Annotated in this window: 23 protein-coding genes; 14 read left to right on the plus strand and 9 right to left on the minus strand. The window is 68.6% G+C overall.

Annotated features, from left to right (window positions below):
* Positions 1-13: 13 nt before the first annotated feature.
* From fdhD to OHA25_RS52340, 5 genes are all read left to right on the plus strand, one after another.
* Positions 14-874: a formate dehydrogenase accessory sulfurtransferase FdhD gene (gene fdhD / locus OHA25_RS52320; RefSeq protein WP_327584320.1), complete on the plus strand. Its 861-nt coding sequence runs from the start codon at positions 14-16 to the stop codon at positions 872-874.
* A gap of 158 nt (positions 875-1,032) precedes the next feature.
* A complete protein-coding gene (locus tag OHA25_RS52325) occupies positions 1,033-2,007 on the plus strand; it encodes a metal ABC transporter substrate-binding protein (protein ID WP_327584321.1) in 975 nt (324 codons plus the stop codon).
* Positions 2,004-2,804: a metal ABC transporter ATP-binding protein gene (locus OHA25_RS52330; protein ID WP_327584322.1), complete on the plus strand. Its 801-nt coding sequence runs from the start codon at positions 2,004-2,006 to the stop codon at positions 2,802-2,804. The genes OHA25_RS52325 and OHA25_RS52330 overlap by 4 nt, the downstream gene beginning before the upstream one ends.
* Positions 2,804-3,670, plus strand: coding sequence for a metal ABC transporter permease (locus OHA25_RS52335; RefSeq protein ID WP_327591167.1), 867 nt, complete (start codon positions 2,804-2,806; stop codon positions 3,668-3,670). The genes OHA25_RS52330 and OHA25_RS52335 overlap by 1 nt, the downstream gene beginning before the upstream one ends.
* The gene (locus OHA25_RS52340) at positions 3,667-4,059 is read left to right on the plus strand and encodes a Fur family transcriptional regulator (protein WP_305920870.1); all 393 of its coding nucleotides are present in this window, start codon (positions 3,667-3,669) and stop codon (positions 4,057-4,059) included. Before OHA25_RS52335 ends, OHA25_RS52340 begins: the two co-directional genes overlap by 4 nt.
* On the opposite strand, the gene OHA25_RS52345 is transcribed toward OHA25_RS52340, so the two are convergent.
* Positions 3,996-4,973, minus strand: coding sequence for a DMT family transporter (locus tag OHA25_RS52345; protein WP_327584323.1), 978 nt, complete (start codon positions 4,971-4,973; stop codon positions 3,996-3,998). The genes OHA25_RS52340 and OHA25_RS52345 overlap by 64 nt on opposite strands.
* Positions 4,974-5,008: 35 nt before the next feature.
* On the opposite strand from OHA25_RS52345, the gene OHA25_RS52350 reads away from it, so the two are divergent.
* A complete protein-coding gene (locus tag OHA25_RS52350; protein WP_327591168.1) occupies positions 5,009-5,536 on the plus strand; it encodes a CGNR zinc finger domain-containing protein in 528 nt (175 codons plus the stop codon).
* 48 nt (positions 5,537-5,584) lie between these two features.
* Complete coding sequence (locus OHA25_RS52355) at positions 5,585-5,911, plus strand: hypothetical protein (RefSeq protein ID WP_327584324.1); 327 nt, start codon at positions 5,585-5,587, stop codon at positions 5,909-5,911.
* On the opposite strand, the gene OHA25_RS52360 is transcribed toward OHA25_RS52355, so the two are convergent.
* Together OHA25_RS52360 and OHA25_RS52365 are read right to left on the minus strand one after the other, a co-directional pair.
* Positions 5,908-7,182 carry an ATP-binding protein gene (locus OHA25_RS52360; RefSeq protein WP_327584325.1) on the minus strand — a complete coding sequence of 425 codons (1,275 nt, stop codon included), beginning with the start codon at positions 7,180-7,182 and terminating at the stop codon, positions 5,908-5,910. The genes OHA25_RS52355 and OHA25_RS52360 overlap by 4 nt on opposite strands.
* A 645-nt stretch (positions 7,183-7,827) precedes the next feature.
* Positions 7,828-8,604 carry an alpha/beta fold hydrolase gene (locus OHA25_RS52365; protein WP_327584326.1) on the minus strand — a complete coding sequence of 259 codons (777 nt, stop codon included), beginning with the start codon at positions 8,602-8,604 and terminating at the stop codon, positions 7,828-7,830.
* A gap of 104 nt (positions 8,605-8,708) precedes the next feature.
* Between OHA25_RS52365 and OHA25_RS52370 the strand changes: the two genes are divergently transcribed.
* On the plus strand, positions 8,709-9,203 hold the full coding sequence (locus tag OHA25_RS52370; RefSeq protein ID WP_327584327.1) for an NUDIX domain-containing protein: 495 nt from the start codon (positions 8,709-8,711) through the stop codon (positions 9,201-9,203).
* Between the two features lie 43 nt (positions 9,204-9,246).
* On the opposite strand, the gene OHA25_RS52375 is transcribed toward OHA25_RS52370, so the two are convergent.
* Both OHA25_RS52375 and OHA25_RS52380 read right to left on the minus strand, forming a co-directional pair.
* Positions 9,247-9,804, minus strand: coding sequence for a dihydrofolate reductase family protein (locus OHA25_RS52375; protein WP_327584328.1), 558 nt, complete (start codon positions 9,802-9,804; stop codon positions 9,247-9,249).
* A 207-nt stretch (positions 9,805-10,011) separates the two neighbouring features.
* Positions 10,012-10,884: a hypothetical protein gene (locus OHA25_RS52380; protein ID WP_327584329.1), complete on the minus strand. Its 873-nt coding sequence runs from the start codon at positions 10,882-10,884 to the stop codon at positions 10,012-10,014.
* Between the two features lie 186 nt (positions 10,885-11,070).
* Between OHA25_RS52380 and OHA25_RS52385 the strand changes: the two genes are divergently transcribed.
* The gene (locus tag OHA25_RS52385; RefSeq protein ID WP_327584330.1) at positions 11,071-11,535 is read left to right on the plus strand and encodes an alpha/beta fold hydrolase; all 465 of its coding nucleotides are present in this window, start codon (positions 11,071-11,073) and stop codon (positions 11,533-11,535) included.
* On the opposite strand, the gene OHA25_RS52390 is transcribed toward OHA25_RS52385, so the two are convergent.
* Both OHA25_RS52390 and recO read right to left on the minus strand, forming a co-directional pair.
* Positions 11,505-12,278 (minus strand): isoprenyl transferase, encoded by a 774-nt coding sequence (locus OHA25_RS52390; protein WP_305920878.1) that lies wholly within the window; start codon positions 12,276-12,278, stop codon positions 11,505-11,507. The two genes, OHA25_RS52385 and OHA25_RS52390, sit on opposite strands and share 31 nt — an antisense overlap.
* Positions 12,275-13,009: a DNA repair protein RecO gene (gene recO, locus OHA25_RS52395; protein WP_327584331.1), complete on the minus strand. Its 735-nt coding sequence runs from the start codon at positions 13,007-13,009 to the stop codon at positions 12,275-12,277. Before recO ends, OHA25_RS52390 begins: the two co-directional genes overlap by 4 nt.
* A gap of 140 nt (positions 13,010-13,149) precedes the next feature.
* Here recO and OHA25_RS52400 point away from each other — a divergent pair, with 140 nt between their 5' ends.
* Positions 13,150-14,661 (plus strand): CDP-alcohol phosphatidyltransferase family protein, encoded by a 1,512-nt coding sequence (locus OHA25_RS52400; RefSeq protein WP_327584332.1) that lies wholly within the window; start codon positions 13,150-13,152, stop codon positions 14,659-14,661.
* The gene (locus OHA25_RS52405; RefSeq protein WP_327584333.1) at positions 14,658-15,377 is read left to right on the plus strand and encodes a DUF5941 domain-containing protein; all 720 of its coding nucleotides are present in this window, start codon (positions 14,658-14,660) and stop codon (positions 15,375-15,377) included. Before OHA25_RS52400 ends, OHA25_RS52405 begins: the two co-directional genes overlap by 4 nt.
* Positions 15,378-15,431: 54 nt before the next feature.
* On the opposite strand, the gene OHA25_RS52410 is transcribed toward OHA25_RS52405, so the two are convergent.
* Positions 15,432-16,709 (minus strand): MFS transporter, encoded by a 1,278-nt coding sequence (locus OHA25_RS52410; RefSeq protein WP_327591169.1) that lies wholly within the window; start codon positions 16,707-16,709, stop codon positions 15,432-15,434.
* 71 nt (positions 16,710-16,780) lie between these two features.
* Between OHA25_RS52410 and OHA25_RS52415 the strand changes: the two genes are divergently transcribed.
* On the plus strand, positions 16,781-17,266 hold the full coding sequence (locus tag OHA25_RS52415) for a MarR family winged helix-turn-helix transcriptional regulator (RefSeq protein WP_327584334.1): 486 nt from the start codon (positions 16,781-16,783) through the stop codon (positions 17,264-17,266).
* Positions 17,267-17,365: 99 nt separating this feature from the next.
* Here OHA25_RS52415 and OHA25_RS52420 read toward each other — a convergent pair whose 3' ends face one another.
* The gene (locus OHA25_RS52420; protein WP_327591170.1) at positions 17,366-18,658 is read right to left on the minus strand and encodes an ATP-binding protein; all 1,293 of its coding nucleotides are present in this window, start codon (positions 18,656-18,658) and stop codon (positions 17,366-17,368) included.
* A gap of 41 nt (positions 18,659-18,699) precedes the next feature.
* On the opposite strand from OHA25_RS52420, the gene OHA25_RS52425 reads away from it, so the two are divergent.
* Positions 18,700-19,545: a hypothetical protein gene (locus OHA25_RS52425; RefSeq protein ID WP_327584335.1), complete on the plus strand. Its 846-nt coding sequence runs from the start codon at positions 18,700-18,702 to the stop codon at positions 19,543-19,545.
* 118 nt (positions 19,546-19,663) lie between these two features.
* Entirely contained in the window at positions 19,664-20,371 is a 708-nt protein-coding gene (locus tag OHA25_RS52430; RefSeq protein ID WP_327584336.1) for a vWA domain-containing protein, read from the plus strand.
* Positions 20,372-20,405: the final 34 nt, after the last annotated feature.

Below are 20,405 nucleotides of genomic sequence, written 5' to 3' on the forward strand. Positions count from 1 at the left end.
GAGGTGAGCGCCCATGTCTAGGGTCGCCGTCAAGCGGCGCATCCTGCGCGTCAAGGACAGCGCCCGGCTCAGCAAGGTCGACTCGCTGGCCGCCGAGGAGCCGCTGGAGATCCGGCTCGACGGCACCCCGCTGACCGTGACCATGCGGACCCCGGGCGACGACTTCGACCTGGCCGCCGGGTTCCTGGTCAGCGAAGGGGCCGTGGGCTCGGCGGAGGACATCGCCACGATCCGCTACTGCGCCGGCGCGACCGTGGACGGCTCGAACACGTACAACGTGCTCGACGTGCGCCTCGCGCCCGGCGTGCCCGCGCCGGAGCCGCGCAACTTCTACACCACCTCCTCCTGCGGCGTCTGCGGCAAGGCGTCGCTGGAGGCGGTGCGCACCGTGGCCCGCTGGAGCGCCGCCGACGACCCCGTCGCGGTGCGGCAGTCCACGGTGGCCACCCTGCCGGACCGGCTGCGTGCGGCCCAGCGGGTGTTCGACAGGACCGGCGGCCTGCACGCGGCCGGCCTGTTCACCGCCGACGGCGAGCCGCTGTGCGTCCGCGAGGACGTGGGGCGGCACAACGCCGTGGACAAGCTGCTCGGCTGGGCACTGCGGAACGGGCGCCTGCCGCTGCGCGGCACCGTGCTGATGGTGTCCGGGCGGGCGTCGTTCGAGCTGGTGCAGAAGGCGGTCATGGGCGGCGTGCCGGTGCTCGCCGCCGTCTCCGCGCCGTCCTCCCTGGCGGTGGAGCTGGCCGCCGAGGAAGGGCTGACGCTCATCGGGTTCCTCCGCGGTACCTCGATGAACGTCTACGCGGGCGAACGGCGGCTGGACCTCACCTCGGGCGTCGGCACTGGCTCTGCCGGCGCACGCCTACCGGGGTGATGGAGCGGGATGCCGCACACCACGTGCGGAGGGCCGCGTCACGCGGCTCACCGGACGGCGTCCGCGTAGCCCCCGGTACGCCGTCCGGCTTCCCGCTGCATTCAGGCTCTGCGGCCGGATTTTGACAACCGTTTTCATTTTGGCGCATACTGACTCACATGATGTCAGGATTTTCCCGGTCGCGTGCTGCCGGTCTGCTGGCCGGAGCCGTGCTGCTCACCACTGCTGCCTGCGGATCCGGCTCGGCCGAAACCACCGCTTCCGGTTCAGCCCAGACTTCCGCTTCGGGCGCCAAGCCCGAGGTGGTCGCCGCCTTCTATCCGCTGCAGTGGCTGACCGAGCAGGTCGGGGGATCCGACGTCCAACTGACGACGCTGACCGCGCCTGGCGTGGAGCCGCACGACCTGGAGCTCGGGGTCAAGCAGGTATCCGACATCCAGAACGCCGCGCTCACTGTCTACATCAAGGGCGTCCAGCCGGCCGTGGACGACGCCGTAGCCGCGGACACGAGCTTCGACGCCGCCACCGCCGTCACGACGCTGCCGGCCGGCGAGCATGCCGAGGAAGAGGCCCATGCCGAGGAGGAGGGCCACGCCGAGGAGGAGCACGGTCACGAGGAGGCCGGCTACGACCCGCACATCTGGCTCGACCCCTCCCGCCTGGCCACCGTCGCCACCAAGCTCGGCGAGCGCCTGGCCGCCGCCGACGCCGCGCACGCACAGGCGTACAAGGACCGCGCCGCCAAGACGGCTGCCGCGCTCGGCACGCTGGACCAGGAGTTCACCAAGGGCCTGACCACGTGCAAGGCCAAGACGCTGGTCACCGCGCACGAGGCGTTCGGCTACCTGGCCGACCGTTACAAGCTCAAGCAGGTCGGCATCACGCTCGACCCCGAGACCGAGCCGTCCCCCGCCCGCCTGTCCGAGGTCGCCAAGATCGCCAAGGCCGAGGGCGTGACCACGATCTTCACCGAGGCCCTGGTCAGCCCGAAGGTGGCCGAGGTGCTCGCCAGCCAGGTCGGGGCCAAGACCGCCGTGCTCGACCCGCTCGAGAGCAAGCCCTCGGGCGACTACCTGTCCGCCATGCGCGATAACCTCAAAACCCTACAAACAGCGCTGGGGTGTACGGGATGAGTGAAACGGCCTTCTCTATGACAGACGGCCAGGTCTCCTATGACGGCACGCCCGTTCTCCGGGGGATCGATCTGACCGTCTGTCCCGGGGAGGTCGTGGCCCTTCTGGGTGCCAACGGCTCGGGCAAGTCGACGCTGGTCCGTGCCTTGCTCGGCCTCACGCCGCTGACCGGCGGCACGACGTTGATCTACGGCTCGCCGCCCGGCAGGTTCCGCGACTGGTGGCGCATCGGCTATGTGCCGCAGCGGCTCCAGGTCGGCGGCGGTGTGCCCGCCACCGTGCGGGAGGTCGTGGCCTCGGGCCGCATCGCCAGGCAGCGTCGCCTCCACCGGACCAACGCGGCCGACAAGGCGGCCGTGGCCACGGCGCTGGAGGCCGTCAGCCTGGCCGACCGCGCCGGCGACCCCGTCCAGTCGCTGTCGGGCGGCCAGCAGCAGCGGGTGCTCATCGCCCGCGCGCTGGCCGGGGAGCCGGACACGTACGTCATGGACGAGCCGACCGCCGGCGTGGACGCCGGGACCCAGCAACTGCTCGCTGACACGCTGTCCCGGCTGGTGCTCGACGGCAAGACCGTGGTCCTGGTCGCGCACGAGCTCGGCCCGCTGGAGCCGATCGTCACGCGCGGCGTCGTGATCCGCGAGGGCGTCGTCGCCCACGACGGCCGGCCGCCGCGGCCGGAAGGCGAGTGCGCGCGGCCCGGGCACGAGCACCAGCACCCGCACGCCGCCGAGACCGTCGCGGGGCCGATCCCCGGGTGGCAGGCGGAACTCACCGGGTGGCAGGGGGAACCAAGGTGATCATCGAACTTCTGCAGGAGCAACTCTTCCAGCTGGCGCTCATCGCGGCGCTGCTGGTGGGGCTCTGCGCGCCTGCGGTGGGAACGTTCATCGTGCAGCGCCGGCTGGCGCTGCTCGGCGACGGCATCGGCCACGTGGCGCTGACCGGCGTGGCGCTCGGCTTCCTGACCGGCTCGGCGCCGGTGCTGACCGCCGTGCTCGTGTCCGTCGCCGGGGCCGTGGCCATCGAGCTGGTCAGGGCGCGCGGGCGGACGAGCGGCGACGTGGCGCTGGCGCTGCTGTTCTACGGGGGGATCGCGGGCGGCGTCATGCTCATGGCCATCGCGCCGGGCGGCAGCAACGCCAAGCTGAATTCCTATCTGTTCGGCGCCATCGCCAGCGTCACACCGCAGGACATCTGGATCATCGCCGCGCTGGCCGTGGCCGTGATCGGTGTAGTTGTGATCTTCGGCAGGGAGCTGTTCGTGCTCTGCCAGGACGAGGAGATGGCCAGGGCCAGCGGCCTGCCGGTGCGCTTCCTCAGCCTGCTCATCGCCGTCACGGCGGCGCTCACCGTCGTCATCGCCATGCGCGTGGTCGGGCTGCTGCTGGTCAGCGCGCTGATGGTGATCCCGGTGGCCACGAGCCAGCAGCTGACCCGCGGGTTCCGTACGACGATGGCGCTGGCCATGCTGTTCGGGGTGCTCGCCTCGGTCGGCGGGCTGCTGGCCTCCACCGTGTCGACCAAGGTGCCGCCCGGCGCCGCGATCGTGCTTCTTGCTCTGGCCGGCTTCGTCCTGGCCCTCGGGGTCGGTAAATTCGTACGGCGAGGCCGTAGCGAGGAGTCGAGAGTGAGTTCAAGGATGCGCGTCGAGGAGGTCGCATGACGACGAGACGCGATGCCGTGCACGACACCCTGCGTAGCAGCGAGGGTTTCCGCAGTGCGCAGGACGTCTATGCCGAGATGCGCCTGCACGGGGCCAAGATCGGTCTGACCACCGTCTACCGGGCTCTGCAGGCGCTGGCCGACAGGGGCGAGGTCGACGTGCTCCGCACCGACGAGGGCGAGTCCGTCTACCGGGCGTGCGCCAGCGAAGCCCATCACCACCACCTGGTGTGCCGCCGCTGCGGCCGCACGGTCGAGGTGGCCGGGCCCGCCGTCGAGCGATGGGCCGAGGCGGTCGGCAGCGAGCACGGGTTCACCGAGATCACTCACACGGTGGAGGTCTTCGGCACCTGCTCCTCCTGCTCCTCGGCCCCGGCCAAGGCAGGCTGAGCGCGGCGGGACCCATACAGGACGCCGAGCACGATCACCGCGCACCCGGCGAGTTGCCACACCGACGGCCGCTCGCCGAGCGCCACCGCCGACAGCGCCACGGTAGTCATCGGCTGGATGAGCAGCAGCAACGCGGTGAGCGCGGCCGGCTGCCGCGGCAGGGAAAACGTGATCAGCGACCACCCCAGCACCTGCGGCCCCAGCGCGAGCACCAGCAGCCACGCGTGCGCCGGCCAGCTCGGCACGAAGTCGGCGCCCCCGAACAACGGGCTGAGCAGGGCGATCATCACGGTCGCGACCACGGTCGCGTGCGCCAGAGGCCCCGCCGCCCGGTCCGAGCCGCCCTTCATCAGCAACAAGAACGCCGCGTACACGACGGACGTGGCGATTCCGGCGAGCACCCCCATGACCGGATCGCGGCCGTACGCGGCGCTGTCGAACACCCCGGAGATCAGCACCACGCCGCCGAACACCACGGGCGTCGCCACCATCAACCGCGTGGACGGCCGCTCCTTGAACAACACCCACGCGGCGAACGCCACGATGAACACCTGGAGATTCCCCAGCACGGTGGCCAGCCCCGCGCCCACGTAGTCGATGGCGTGATGCCAGAACAGCAGGTCGAGCGCGAACACCACGCCCGCGAGCCATGCTGGTATCAGGGCCCTGCGCGGCAGCGGCCCGAGCCTGCGTCGCTCCAGCCAGGCCAGGATCAGCATGGGTGGGATGGCGTACGCACACCGGAACAACGCGGACGTCGCCGGCGATACATCAGAGAGCCGAACCAAGGGAGCGGAGGTGGAGATGACGAGCGCGCCTATGATCGCGATCAGCACGATACGGCGATGTGCACTCACAGAAACCCCCCGATGCCCACGCAAGAGATACAGTTCGACCACGCTAAAAGCCGGCACGGACAGGAGTCAACATGCCGTTTGGCCATGACATGGTGCATTCTTTGGCCACCGTTGTCGAACTGGTCAACACCTCGCCCTCCACGGGGGGCGACGAGGGCCTGTCCAGCCTGGCCGAATTGCAGGCGTTCGTGCATTCCCGCCAGATCAGCGGCGTGAGCAGGCTCACACCCCGCGACCTGGGCCAGGTGCGGATGGTCCGCGAGGCCTTCCACCGCGTCTTCACGGCCTCCGACCAGGCGACCGCCGTCCGCACCCTGAACGCCTTGCTGGCCGAGACCCGCATCACCCCGAGGCTCACCGAACACGACGGCCACCCGCTGCACATGCATTACTTCGCCACGGACGCGACGCTGGCCGAGCACGTGGCGGCGGACTGCGGCGTGGCGCTGGCGCATTTGCTGGTGGAAGGCGAGGCCGAACGCCTGCGCACGTGCTCGGCCCCGGACTGCGACAGGGTCTTCGTGGACGAGTCGCGCAACCGGTCACGGGTCTACTGTGACAGCCGGACGTGCGGGAACCGCATGCACGTAGCGGCGTACCGCGCCCGCCGCCGCGCCTGACGACGTCACCTTGGATACCTAACTCAGGTCGCAAAATGAGCGGGGCACGTGACGTCCCTGCCCGTGCACGGGATGCTGACCGACCGGGACATCGTGGTGCGGGCGATCGCGCGGGGCCTGTCGCCCGAGCTGGTCTCGGCCGGCGACATCTGCAGCAGGAAACTTGTCACCGTCTCTCCGGACGACGGGGAGTCGTACGCGGTGGAGTTGATGCGCCTGCACGCGTGCGCAGGCGGCCCGTGCCCGACAACGAGCGGCTGGCGGGTGTGCTGTCCGCTGCCGTCGCCGGCTCAGCCGTCTGCCGGGAGAAGCAGGAGCGGGACGCGTCCGAAGGCGGAGCCGAACAGCGCCCCGGCCATGACGGCGGCGGACTAGGGTGAGATCCTCCGATAACTCGTCGCCCTCCCTCGCCCGCCCAGCTGCCTGACCAGATCTCTGGACCTTAGCTCCCGCAACGCCTTGCGAATGTTCGGCGTGGAAAGCCCGAGCTTCTCCCGAAGTGCAGCTGCGCTGAGCTCCCCCTCTGCCAGCGCATTGTAAACGCGGAGTTCGGTCTCATTGAGATCATCGCCGCGCCTCGTCCCGCCCTCCGTCAGATGGAGAACGACCGTGAAACGGATCGCCGCGTCTACGTAATGGGCTGGAGGAAGACCGGCCTCGGCAAGCGCTGCATTCACGATCGGAATGCCGGTTGCCAGGGCTTCGATGATCCGAGCGCCGCTCTCGGGAGTCCGGACGTGCTGGCAGATCGAGACCAGTCGGGCGTTACGCGCTGAGGTGACCGCATCTCGACCAAGGCGCTCCACCGTGATGCCGTACAGCCCTCCTGGGTTCGACACGACGAGACGATCACGACGGAGCCTCACTTCGATGGCCATACCGGCGGACCACTGATCGAGATCACGATGGACCAGGGCGTTGGCGATGATTTCACGGAAGGCGATGTACGGGTATACCGGCCTGTCATGAACGCTGCCGTTCGGCGCTGAGACGATCGTTGTGTCGAAGGTTCGCCGAGCCCACGCCATGGCTTCATCGAGCATGCGGGGAATAGGGCCGGTGATCGTCGCCTGATTCCGCGCACGAACCCCTGGAGGGTCGGTCAGCAGGGGCTCTGCCGAGACTTGAATGACGAACCGGGGAAACCACTGCTGCGGATGCGCACCCAACGCCAACAACCCCGCCACTGTCGGCGTCCCATCGGTCTGCGTCACACCCGCTCGTCGCAGCAGTTCCGCGTCATCGTGGAAGCGGCCCAGCCCATGTGGGTCTCGCTCGCGAACCGAGCGGAGGAATGTTTGCAGGAGCTCGTCATCCAGGTCTTCCCTTGCGGCGCCCTGCACTGCCTGCCGGTCGAAGGAGGGGGGTTGACGGGCAGCGAGGAAGGCCTGCTCCTCCAGCGGCGACAACGGGAAATCGCCGTCGTAACCGCGCACGTACGCGGTGCCCGATGCGGCCACCCGGCACGGCTTCATCGAAGGATCACACTCATGGACTCTCGCGATCACTATCGGGAAACCGTCGACGTCCGCGTCCGTGATGGTGACGTGGACAGGGGAGCGAAACAGCGTGCCTTCTGAGCCAAGCCCTGCTTCAGCGCTTGCGGATCCGAAGCCGAACTGGTCGAAAGTCCGTCCTCTCGTCAAGGCCCAATATGATCGTTCCGCCGCCGGGGTGATTCGCGAGGGCGCTGAGTGTGGAGGTGAGGGACTGCGGCAGTCCGCCTGCGGCGGACTTGACTTCCACCTCGGTGTAGTCGCCACCCGCAACGCGGAGGCGACCGATCAGCTGGCCTATGTCCTGGTGCACAGGTCAAATGTAACCAACCGTCGGTTACGTTTTCGCGGTTCTGGTTACATTTCCGGTTACATTTCGGGGTGCAGATGCCAGGCAGCCTGAGGCGTCAACTGCGCTATCAGCACTCTGCTCGTACCGGAGGCACCTGCGGGGCGTTCGACCCCGTAGACATGAACTAGTGGCCTCTAATGATCATTGGGTGGGCACGACGAGTCATCCCTTTGTGCCCGGCCAGGAGGATTTCGCGCAGATGAGAGCTAACCGGGTGATCAGTTACATTTGCCCTGGATCTAGCTACGTTTGAGTTACATCTGGAGGGCGTCCATCTGGTCGCCATCCCGGTCATGCGCCTGTGATCATTCGGGCACTGTCGAATGGTGGAACGGCATACCGCTCGCCAGGGAGTTGCGTTGCGGCCCCTGACCGGCAGGAAGCCGGGCATGTTCGTGCCGCCCGGGTTCGCGGTCATCGTCTGGTGTTCGCGCATACCGCCGTTAAGGATGCCCGCGGAAGAAGTCAGCCACCACTGGGGCGAGTTCCTTGTCCGGCACGCGGTGCCATTCGCCGGGCAGACTGCGTCCGGTGCCGTTGGGGAGGGCCTCGACGAGTGCCGCCGTTCCGTCCGTGAGGTAGTTGGAGCTACCGTGGCTGTCCAAAACCAAGGTGGGCGTGCGGACCGATCTGAGCAGTGTGTACGTTGTCGCGTTGGAGATCTCGCAGTCGTAGACGAGAGTGTGGGCGACCGCCTCAAGTGCGGGCATCGGCTCAGTGAGCATCTCAGCTGGTACGCCGATGCCGGTCAGGAAGCGGTTGACGGCGGCGGCTCGGCGGCCGGAGGCCACGAGTGCGGCGATCTCGGCAGTGAAGGCCGTGTCCGGCGGCTCATCCTCGGCGCGCACCGGTGGCTCGAAAAGGGCGAGCTGCCTGATGGGCAGCCCGGCGGCGGCCGCGTGCAGGGCGAGCAGGGCTCCAGAGGAGAGGCCGTACACCAGGGCGGTGCCGCCCGCTGCGGCGATCATGGCGGCCAGGTCCTCGATCTCGCGGGCGATCGTGTACGGCACGGTGTCGCCGCTCTTGCCGCGCCCCCGGCGATCGTAGGTGTGGACGGTGAACCCCTCAGCGGAGAGGACGGCCCCGAGGCCGCGGATGCTGTCGAATCCGGAGTATCCGCCGGCAGGGTCCACCATGACCACAGCGGGTCCGCTGCCGGAGCGCTCGAAGGTGATCTCGGTTCCATCAGCGGATCGTACGGTTCCCTGTGCAGTCTGCATGATCTTTGCGCCTCCTGAACATTCCCGTGGAAAGGGGCATGGGTCTTGTCGGGGTTGGACTGCGTTAGGGCGGGAAATTCGTCGGTCGCCTATCCTCGCGAATCATGCCTGAAGTGATCGTGCGCCGGTCCGCCCGCGTCATACTCGTGGACGAGTGCGACCGGACCCTGCTGTACCGGGCCCGGATGTCGACGGTGACCTGCGAGTACGCGTGGTTCACCCCAGGCGGCGGCGTCCGGGCCGACGAGACACCGGCGATGGCCGCCGCCCGGGAACTCCGTGAAGAGATCGGGCACCACATGGGACACGGCGAGGTCGGGCCAGTGGTGGCCACATGCTCGGGGCGCTGGAGCCCGGACGATCAGACCCTCTGGCGCTCCGTGGACTCCTACTTCTTCTTCCGCGTGGCCGAGGTCGAGGTTGATGTCTCGGGAATGGAGGCGCTGGAGCGGTCACTGCTGGACGCTTTCCGCTGGTGGACGCTGCCCGAGCTGTGGGAGACCACGGAACGGGTCTTCCCGGTCGGGCTGGCCGGCTTGTTACGCCGCCTCCTCGACGGCGACATGCCGACCAAGCCTGTGAGGCTGCCTTGGGAATAACCGCGTCGTGGCCGCGAGGAGGACCGCGAAGAAGGCATCCGGGTCACACGCTCGCTGTGAGCTTCGGGGTGTAGGTCAGGCCGAGCACGCCGTTCTTCAGCCGTACGACGTCGACGAGCGTCAGGAACGTCGTGTCGATGCCCTCGTACAGGCGTGCCCCGCTGCCGGCGATCACCGGGACCAGCCAGAACAGGTACTCGTCCACCAGCTCGTGCTGGAGCAACGTGCGGCTGAGCGGGCCGCCGGTGCCGACCTTCAGGATGTCGCCGCCGGGCCGGCCCTTCAGCTTGACGACCTCCTCCACCACGTCCCCCTCGATGAGGGTCGCGTTCCAGGTGGTCTGCTTCAGCGTGGTGGAGGCGACGTACTTCGGGATGGTGTTCATCCTGACCGCGTAGTCGCCGAAATGCTCCTCCATGTGCGGCCAGACCTCCGCGTGCTGCTCGTAGCTGACCCTCCCGTACAACAGAGCGTCGACCGAGAACAGCAGGTCCCGCGAGCGCTGCTCGAACTCTCCGGCCCACAGCTCGCCCAGCCAGTTCTGCGGGGTGCTGATCTGGCCGTCCAACGTCACCACACCCTGCTCGATGATCTTCCTCATGATCTCGTTTCCTCCTGCCATGTTGTCGCTCCCTGCTTACGCGTCGACGGGACCGGCTCGAATTCGACAGGAGGACACAGGATTTGCCGCGGCGGCTCTGGCGCCACACCACTCGCGGCGGACCAGTTCCTCGGCAAGTGAGCGGCGGGAGGGGTGAGGGGGAGCGTGCCGGGAGGCCCCGAGGATCGAGGACCTGCGGTGGTGTGGCTAACGGGGTTGTGCGTCCGGTTCGGTGAACAGGTCTTGGATGGTCCGGGCGGTGGCTGCGCAGGTGGCCCAGATTTCGAGCTGAATGAGATCGGTGCAGGCGGTGATGCGTGCGCGGGCGTCATCGGGGACGTCGAGGCCGCGGGCGGTCAGGACCAGGAGCACCATCTTTGCTGCCTCCTCCGCCTTGCCTTCCGCCTTGCCTTTCGCTTCGCCCTCTTTGAGGCCGCGGCCGAAGTGTTCACGGGCGAAGGGGCTGTAGACAGGCCAGTCGGTGGACGTCATGATGATCTCCTCCATGAGGCGCCGGATGTCAGGCCCGGCCATGCTGTAGGCGTATTCATAGTACTTCGGAGCGTGGTCGTCGCGCGTGTCGTTCAGTGCCGTGGCGAACGCCTCGACGACCTTACGGTCGCGGCCGTGGACCATGACCGACATGGCCGACAGGGCCAGGTGGTCCGCCGCCTCCTGGGGGTCGGTGATGACCGGGATGCCGTCCGGCCCCAGCACCCGGGCCTGCAGCCGATAGCCGGTCAACCCCGAGTCGATCGGCTGCGCGTAGTGGTCGGCGACCCCACGATCGGGGCAGATCACCAGCACCGTGACGTCGCAGCCCAGCATCAGCCACAGCGCGGCAGCGTAGCGGGCGAGCTGCCGGGGCTCCTTGGACTTGTCCTGCTGGATCTCCACGATGATGGCATGCGCGGGGTCTTGCGGGGATCCCAGAACGAACAGCAGATCGGCTTCGATATCGTCGGAACGCCGGGTGTTGAAGGTGCTGTCCTCTACACGGATCAGCGGAGTGGCGGGCAGTTGCACTCCCAGAAGGTCGCGCAGGATCTCCACCGCTAGTTGGGGACGCTCGGTGAACATCTTGATGAGGGCGTCATGTCGAGGGGACGGAATGTCACTTATTGTTACACGTCGAAGACGTAAAGTGATGGTGATTGATGCAACCGGGGAGATGGCACAGGTGGTCAAGGAGTATGCGGATGAAGGGCCGGCAGTTTCCACATATACGCGGTCAACCGGGCGCCAGGGATGCCCGCGGGTACGACCATGGCGGACATCGCCACCCAGCACGCCCAAGCTCTGGCCGAGCGGTTCGGCGAGCCCGTGGACGTGCTGGGCATGTCGTCAGGCGGGTCGCTGGCACTGCAGTTGGCCGCCGATCATCCGGAGGTCGTGAGGCGACTGGTGGTGGCCGGGGCGGCGTACACGTTGACTCCACGTACCCGCGAGGTCCAGCGGCGCTACACCGAAGCGGTGGCGGCCGGGCGGCGCGGTGCGCAGCACCGCGACCGGCTCACCTGCATCACGGCGCCCACGCTGATCATCGGCGGTGGGCGTGACATGGCCTACCCGGTGGAGCTCTTCAGGGAGACGGCCGAGCGGCTGCCGGAGTCGGAGTTGATCGTCTACCCCGGGCGAGCCACATCGGGACGTTCGCCCACCCGCGCTTCGCCGAGGACGTGGCGGAGTTCCTGGGTTAGTCAGACCTGGTTGGGGATCGCCCCGCCGTAGCGCCGGTCGCGCTTGGCGTAGATCTCGCACGCCTCCCACAGGTCCCTGCGGTCGAAGTCCGGCCACAGCCGGTCCAGGAACACCATCTCGGCGTAGGCCGACTGCCACAGCAGGAAGTTGGAGAAGCGCTGCTCCCCCGACGAGCGCACGAACAGATCCACCTCGGGGATCTCCGGCTCGTCCAGGTAACGCGCGAACACCTTCTCGTTGACCTTGCCCGGCTTGACCCGCCCGGCCGCGATGTCCTGGGCCAGCTTGACCGCAGCGTCGACGATCTCGGCCTGCCCGCCGTAGTTGACGCAGAACTGCAACGTCAGCTTGCGGTTGGAGACGGTCATCTCCTCGGCGGTCTGCAGCTCGGAGATCACGCTCTTCCACAGCCGGCCCGGCCGGCCCGCCCAGCGCACGCGCACGCCCATGGCGTTGAGCTCGTCGCGCCGCCGCCTGATCACGTCCCGGTTGAAGCCCATGAGGAATCGCACCTCGTCGGGCGAGCGCTTCCAGTTTTCCGTCGAGAACGCGTAGGCGCTCAAATAGGGGATGCCCAGCTCCAGCGCCCCCTCGATGACGTCGAACAACGAGGACTCGCCTGCCTTGTGCCCCTCGGTGCGCGGCAGGCCGCGCGCCTTGGCCCAGCGGCCGTTGCCGTCCATGACGATCGCCACGTGCCGGGGCACCAGCTCACGCGGGATCGGCGGCGGCGTCGCGCCGGACGGATGCGGGGTCGGAGGTCTGACGTTCACGCAAGCTCCCTTTCGACATGTCGAAGAGAGCGTATTCCGTGTTCGAGGTGCCACTGCAGATAAGCGGCGACCAGCCCGCTGCACTCGTTGCGATGGCGGGAGTCCGAGGCGTCGGCGGTGGCCCAGTCTCCGCGCAGCAGCGCCGTCATGAGCCCGATCGTCTCCCCCGCGGGCACCGCCGATCCGGCCGGCTTGCACGCCCCGCACACCACGCCGCCCGCGACGATGGCGAACGCCCTGATCGCCGGCGCCTGGCACTTGGCGCATGCCTCCAGCGCCGGCGCGTAGCCGGCCACGGCCAGCGAGCGCAGGAAGTAGGCGTCCAGCACCAGCCTGGGCTCGTGCACCCGGTCGGCGAGCGTGCGCAGCCCGCCCACCAGCAGCAGGAACTGCCGCAGCGCCGGCTCCTTCTCGCCGTGCGTGAGCCGGTCGGCCGTCTCCAGCATCGCCGTGCCGGCGGTGTAGCGGGGGTAGTCGGCGGCCAGCACCTCACCGTAAGGCCTGATCGTCTCCGCCTGCGTGACGACGTCGAGCGTGCGGCCGATGTGAAACTGCAGGTCGACGTGGGTGAACGGCTCCAGCCTCGCCCCGAAGCGCGACGTGGTCCTGCGCACGCCCTTCGCCACCGCCCGGATCTTGCCAGTGCGCTTGGCCAGGACGGTGACGATGCGGTCGGCCTCGCCGAGCTTCTGCGTACGCAGAACTACGCCTTCGTCACGGTAGAGACTCACTCGGACATCTTACGGCTGGATCGGGGACGAGTTACGGGCATGCTCTGATGACGCGACTTTACGTGACCCTCACTAGACTTTGACGTCTGTCCCCGCATTACCCGTTGTTCAACCCCCCGCTACCGTCTCGAAAGGGAGTCATGACCCGCGTGGTCCTGCTGGGCCCCTCGCCCGGCCCCGACACCTCTCCGACCGGCCTGAAGCTGGCCGCGCTGCCCGGCGATCCCACCGTGGCCGAGCGCCTGCGCAGCCAGCTCACCTCCCTCGATCCACGGCCCGCCGTCATTCCCTCCGACGATGTGGCCGCCGCCCTGCGAAGCCTGGCCGACGTCGCAGAGACCGCAACGGAGAGCCTGCTCATCATCCCGGAAAACTCGGTCGTCCACGACGAGCTGATCTATCAGATCACCAAGACCAAGCGCGGTGCGCTGGCGCTCGTCGCGAAAGAGCCGCGCCCGGACATGACGGACGAGGAGGCTCAGGAGGACAGCGTCCCGATCGACGAGGCCGATCCGGAGATCGGCCTCAGCCGGCTCGAGGGGCTGCCTGTGCGCTCTCGCGTCGGCAAATCGCGCGTGGTGTCCGTCGGCACCGCGGCCCACGCCGTGACCCGGCCCAACGCCGTGATGCTCGGCCCCGTGCACCTCAGCGCGCGCAACGCCCCCGTGCTCGCGCAGACCTGCCGGGAGCTGGCCGCCATGGCGCACACCTTCGGCCCGGACGACGACCTGGTGCAGCTCATCGTGTTCGGCCTGGTGCGCAATGGCGTGTCCGTCGGCATCCGCGGCCGACGCGACCTGTTCTACCGCCGGGTCACCACCCAGGAGGAGGTCAACGAGGCCGGCGCCGAGATGGCCGGCATGGACGAGGACCGCGCCCGGCTCAACAACGCGGTCAAAGGCGCCGATGGCTTCTTCACCACCTACTTCGTCTCCACCTACTCCCGCTTCATCGCCCGCTGGGCGGCCCGCCGCGGGCTGACGCCCAACCAGGTGACGCTGATCTCGATCGCGCTGGGCGTGGCCGCGGCCGCCTGCTTCGCCACCGGCGAGCGCCCGTGGATGGTGCTGGGCGGCGTGCTGATCTACTTCGCGTTCGTCTTCGACTGCGTCGACGGGCAGGTCGCCCGCTACGCCCGCAAGTTCGGCGTGCTGGGGGCGTGGCTGGACGCCACGTTCGACCGGTTCAAGGAATACGTGGTCTTCGCCGGCCTGGCCCTCGGCTACGTGATCGCCGGCAACAGCGACGACATCTGGATCCTGGCGCTGGCCGCGCTCGGTCTGCAGTCGGTGCGCCACCTGCTCGACTTCTCCTTCGGCATCTCCAACCGCCGCAAACCGCCCGCGCAGCTGCCCACGCTGCCGCTGGACGCGCCGGACGACCGCGCACTGCGCAAGGCCCTCGTACGCCGCAAAGAGGAGCGCAGCCAGGGCCTGCGGGGCCTGCTCAAGATGTGGACCAAGGCGGGCAAGTTCCGTGCCGTCCACTGGGCACGCAAGATGATCGTGTTCCCCATCGGCGAGCGGTTCGCGGCCATCGCGATCACCGCCGCCCTCTTCGACGCCCGGATCACCTTCCTCACACTGGTGATCTGGGGCTCCCTCGCCGCCGCCTACACCCTCACCGGTCGCTTGATGAGGTCCCTCGTATGATCACCGCACCGCAGGCCATGGCCACCCCCACGCCGGACCCCGACGAGGAGCGCCGGCGCATCCAGACCGCCCGTCTGCTCGCCTACCGCGACGACGGCCCCCTTACCCACCTGCTGGCGCCCCGGCTGGGCCGTGGCCTGCCGCCCGTGCCCGCCACGCTCGCCGCCCTCCTCGCCGTCACCGCCGTCGCGGTCACCGGGCTGCTCCAGCCCGGCCCGATCCTGCTCGTGCCCGTGGCGATCTGCTTGCTGCTCATCCTGCCCACGGCGCCGCGCGACCACCTGGGCCGCTTCGACTGGCTGACGCCGCCGCTGCTGCGCGCCACCGAGTTCATCGCCATCATCGCCATCGGCCTGGCCGCCGACGCGCCGAGGTGGTTGTTGTTCGTGCTGGTGTACGTCGTGGGCTATCACACCTACGACACCGTTTACCGCACCCGGCAGAGCATCTGGCCGCCCGCGTGGGTGTTCCACGCGGGGCTCGGCTGGGAGGTGCGGCTGCTGATCATCGGCGTGGGCGCGGCGCTCGGCATTCTGCCGCCCGTGCTGGCGGTGCTGACGGCGTACCTGTTCGTGTTGTTCGCGGTGGAGAGCGTGACGAGCTGGGTCCGCCTGGACAAGGCGTCCGCCCAGGCCGGCGCGGACGCCGAGCAGGACCTGGAGGCCTCCCCGGAGGACGCCCTGGAGCAGGCCACCGGCGAGGCCGAGAAGGGGTAACTTCCCTTTGTCTCGTTTTGTGCGGCGCCGCTGATCTCTAGCGGCGCCGCACTTTCATTCTCCCTCGCTTTGGGACGTCGCGACGGGGAGCGCGCGTTCGGCCTCCTCGGCGGCGCGCCTCCTGCGAGAACGCGCCATCGGGACGATCGCGGCCAGGTTGGCGGCGGCGACGAGCACGCCGCCCGTCAGCGCCAGCGCCGTCACCCCGGTCAGGCCGGCCAGCGGCGCCGCCACCGCCAGCCCGAACGGCCTGGACGCGAACGAGATGAGCTGGTCGAACGACCGCACCCGCCCCAACGCCGCTTCCGGAATCTCATCGGCCACGACCGTCTCCCACAGCGGGCTGAGCAGCCCCAGCCCGAACATCGCCACGAAGTACGCTCCCGCCATCACCGGCGCGGGCGCCGTCACGGCAAGGGCCACCATGGGGAGCAAGTAACACGCGGCACCGAGCTGCACCACGGCCAGCGGCCTCCGGATGGGCAGCCGAGGAGCCGCGAACACGCCCAGGACCAGACCAACCATGCCGCTCTGCACGATCAGCATCCAGCTCGCCTCGCCGCCCAGCTCCTGCACGGCGGCCACCGGGCCGAGCGTGAGGAACAACCCGGCCATGAAGTGCCACACGCCGTGTCCCAGCACGCACGCCATGAACCACGGACGCTCCCTGATCTCCCGCCATCCCTCGACCAGATCCCTGCCGAACGAGGAGGCCGCACCTCGCCCAACAAGTCGCCTCGCGGACGCGGCGGACGTCCGACGTGGGCCGGACGTACGAGCGCCTGGGGAAGCCGTATGGATACCGCCAAGGGTCAGCGCCGAGCAGGCGAACAGCGCCGCCGTGAGCGCGGCCGCCCAGCCCGGACCGGCGGCCAGCGTGACAGCGCCCGCCAGCGCCGGAGCCACCACCGCGGACAGGCTCGTCGCCACACCGATCCGCGCGTTCATCCGCAACCGGTCCGGCCCGGGCACCACCGCGACCACCAGCCTCGGCACGGCCGGGCTGCCGAACGCGATGGCCGCTCCCGCCACCGCCGACAACAGCGCCAGGTCAAGGAGACGGTTCACTCCGAGCAACAGCTCGACGGCTATGGCCGCTTGCGACAGGCATCGGGTCAGGTCGGCGAGCAACGTGACCCGTTGGGGCCGGATCCGGTCGGCCAGCACCCCGCCCACGGGGAGCAACAGCAGCAGCGGCACCATCTCGCTCGCTAGCACGGCGCCCAGCGCCGCGCCGTCCCCGGTCGCCCGCAGCACTGCGAGGGTCAGGGTGGTGGGGATGAGAGCGGTGGCGAGCGCGGACAGGCATCGCCCGATCAGCAGTCGGTTCATCACGACAAAGCACGATATTTCGCCAGCGAATGTTTCGTCAACAAAATACTTGCTGCCGTATGATCCGTCGCATGAAGGACTCGGTCGACCGTCACCTGGCCCGCTGGCGCGGCAAGGCGCCCTTCGACGAGCAGGTGGAGGCTATCGTGACGCGGATGCAGGTCCTCGTTAAGCACCTGGCCCACACCAAGGAAGCGGCGCTGAGTGACGTGGGCATGCAGGACTTCGAGTTCGAGACGTTGCACCGGCTGATGGCGCGCGGCGGCTCGGCCACGCCGTCCGAGCTCGCCACGGACCTCCTGCTGTCCCCGGCCGGGATGACCGGCCGGCTCGACACGCTGGAGCGAGCCGGCCTGGTACGGCGGGTGCGCAGCACGGAAGATCGCCGGCGGGTGGACGTCGAGCTCACTCCTAAGGGCCATGGCCTGTGGATGGACGCGATGACGATCCGGGCGGAGGTGGAGGCCACCATGGTCAACGCCCTCACCCCGGCCGATCAGGTCGTCCTGAACGACCTGCTCAAGAGACTCCTCGTCAAGACAGAAGCCACCCACTGACCCCACCGGCGACCGCCCGTGGATGGTGCTGGGGGCCTGACTGGACGCCACGTTCGACAGGTTCAAGGAATACGTGGTCTTCGCCGACCTGGCCGTCGGCTACGTGGTCGCAGGCCACGGCGACGACATCTGGATCTTCGCCCTTGCCGCGCTCGGCCTGCAGCCCGGCGGCGACTTACCCGCCACGGGACGAGAGTCTCGGCACGACTGTCTCCGGCTCTCTGTGATTCCACAGGATCGACAACGGCGAGAAGAAGATTCGGTCCCCCGACGGAAGATTCGTCGAACCGAGGGCAGGACATAACCGGCACGGAACCGATCGCCCAGCTTGTCCCGCAACCACCGCAGGTGCTTGGCATCCTCACTCTTCGGCGTGGCCGAGGCCTCGACCTCAATGCCGATCACACTGCCGTCACGTCGTTCCAGAATGAAGTCGACTTCGCGCTTTTCCCTGTCCCGGTAGTGACGCACGGCGACATGCCGCCGCGCGAAGGTCGACAGCTTGAGAAGCTCCGCGAAGACGAAGGTCTCCAGCAGCCCACCGAGGGCCGGGTGGCCCGGCATGAGGAGCGACTCCGCATCCACGTCCATGAGGTGGGCAGCCAATCCGCTGTCTGTTACATAGGTCTTTGGGGCGTGGGTCACTCTCGAGGTGAGGTTGTTGGACCACGCGGGCGCCGAGGCGACCAGGAACACGGTTTCCAGGTAAGCCAGATACGTACGCACGGTCACGACGTCGAGCCCGAGGCCGTCGGCGATGTGGGAGAGCACCAACTGACCGCCGGCTCTGGCCGCGACGAGCGCGATCAGATCGGGGATCGCCTGGGCCTTGTTGACATGGGCGAAGTCGCGGATGTCACGAGAGATCACGGTGTCCAGGTAGCCGCGGAACCATGCACGGATCGCCACGGCCGAGTTGAGGCGCAGGACTTCCGGATAGTCCCCTACGCGCTCGCTCACCGCAAAAGGCCACAGGTCCACGAAGGCCACCCGGCCCGCGAGCGACTCCGACAGCGTAGGGATGCTGAGGAAGCGCGTCGACCCAGGTAGCACGAACTGGCCTGGGGACCAGTCCTCGTCGACCACCTGCTTGATGGCGAGGATCAGGGGGTCACCGGCTCGCTGGATTTCGTCGATGATCATCGGTCGCGGTCGCGCGCGTACAAAGGTACGCGGGTCGTCCTTGGCGATGTCGAGCTCTGAGGGATCGTCAAGGGTGGTGAACGTGGCCTCACCGAAGCGCCTGCGGCGGGTTTCCCTGTTTCGCGGGCCAAGTTTTCCCTGATTCGCGGATTCTATTTCCCCTGTTTCGCGGGGCGCTTGGGCACAGAATCGCCGATTGTTGGCAACGCCGCCTCTGAAGTGAGCGCATAGTCTGGGGTTCAGGCAGATCCGGGCCGGGGTTCCGGTCCGGCTGGAGCCAGGAGACGCGGATGGCGTTCTTGTCGCGGCTGTTCAAGCGGGGCGATCCGCTGGCCGAGCGGGAGGAGGCGCGCCGGCAGGGGATGCGGGACGCCCGCCGACATCCCTTGGGCGAGTTCACGGATCCGGACTACCAGCCCGTGTACGTGACGGAGATCCGGGCCCGGGCCCGTGAGCAGGTCACCGAGGTCGATCAGCGGCTTGCGGCTGCGCGTACGGCGTTATTGGAGAGGGCGGCGGGGGCGCGGGAGGTGATCCTGCGGGAGCTGGGCCGGGGCGATACGCGGCCCGAGCCGCGGCCGTCGCAGGTGAACGGGCACGCGGCGGGCGATGAGGATGCGTTCATCTCGATCGCGGAGGCCAGGGCGCGGCGGGCGGAGGCGCGGCGGCGGGCCGTGGTCGAGGAGGCCAACGCCAATGTGCAGCGGGCCCGGGCCCGCATCGAGCAGCTCAGCCAGGAGTGGGAGAGCGCGCTGATCGAGCGCGACCATGAGGTGGAGGCCGTACATGCCAGGGCCGAGCAGCTCATCGCCGCGTACAAGGGCGGTGTGCTGGAGGCCCATCCGCGCCGGGAGGAGATTCCTTCCTTATGGAAGGGCGAGGTCATCGCGATGGAGGCGACCGGTGACACGCCCGTGGCGATCTCGGGGCGAGAGGAGATCGGGCGGATCCTGCGGGAGGTGGAGGGCCGGATCGAAGTGTGGCGGGCGGAGGTGATGCCGCGCGAGCTGACGACCGAGTCGCGCCGCCGGCTCGGCCCGGCGATCTCGGCCGACGACCACCCCACGGCCGAGCACACCGGGCACGACCACCCCGCCCAGAACGATTCGGCCGGGCCGGACCAGGACGCTCGGTGAGGATCGCGGCATGACGAAGGCACATGATGGCGGAGGGCGCCTGATGGCGGGGGACGGTGGCAAAGGGAGCGTTCACGGGCGGTGCGCGGCCTTACGAGCGCGGACCCGGCGTGGGGTCGTGCACAGGCTGGTCGCGGCCGTGTGCGGGTTGGTCTTGGTCGTGGCCGGGGTGGCGGGGTGTGGCACCGAGGCGCGTTCCGTCTGTGGTGTGATCGTCGACTCGACCAGCTACGCCGAGCCCGCCACCTCCAGGAGCGACGTCACCTCCAAACTGCCCCCCTTCGCCCAGAACTGTGACTGGATCGCCTTCGCCGCCGTCACAGGAAGCTCCGAGAGCAGTACGTGCCGCCAGGACCCCGTGGCCATCGCCGCCACCCGGGCCGAGAACCCCAACGAGAACCCGGTCGTCGAGGACCGCGTCAGGGCCCACCGCATCAAGGAGGTCCTGCCCAGGGCGGTCCAGCTGTTCGACTGCCCGACCGAGGGACAGGGTTCTGACGTGCTGGGAGCCCTGCGCTACATGGTCAAGCAGCTCAGCGCGCAGCGGCAGCCGGACAAGGCACACGAGATCATCGTGTTCAGCGACCTCATCAACAACCGGGGCGACCTGGACATCAACAAGCTGGACCTGAGTGAGGGCGCACGCAAGCAGAAGATCAAGGAACTGCGGGACGCACGGCTGCTCCCCGACATGTCGGGGTATGCGGTGGTCGTCCACGGCTTCCTGCGGGCGAAGACGTCGGACCCCGACCGGTTCCCTCGGCTCGAGGACTTCTGGCGGGAGGCCTTCGAGTCCGCGGGGGCGAGCACGGTCGATCTGCTGTGAGAGCGCTCACCAACACAGCCTCTTCCGAGGTGCG

The organism is Nonomuraea sp. NBC_00507, assembly GCF_036013525.1.
Lineage (GTDB): Bacteria > Actinomycetota > Actinomycetes > Streptosporangiales > Streptosporangiaceae > Nonomuraea.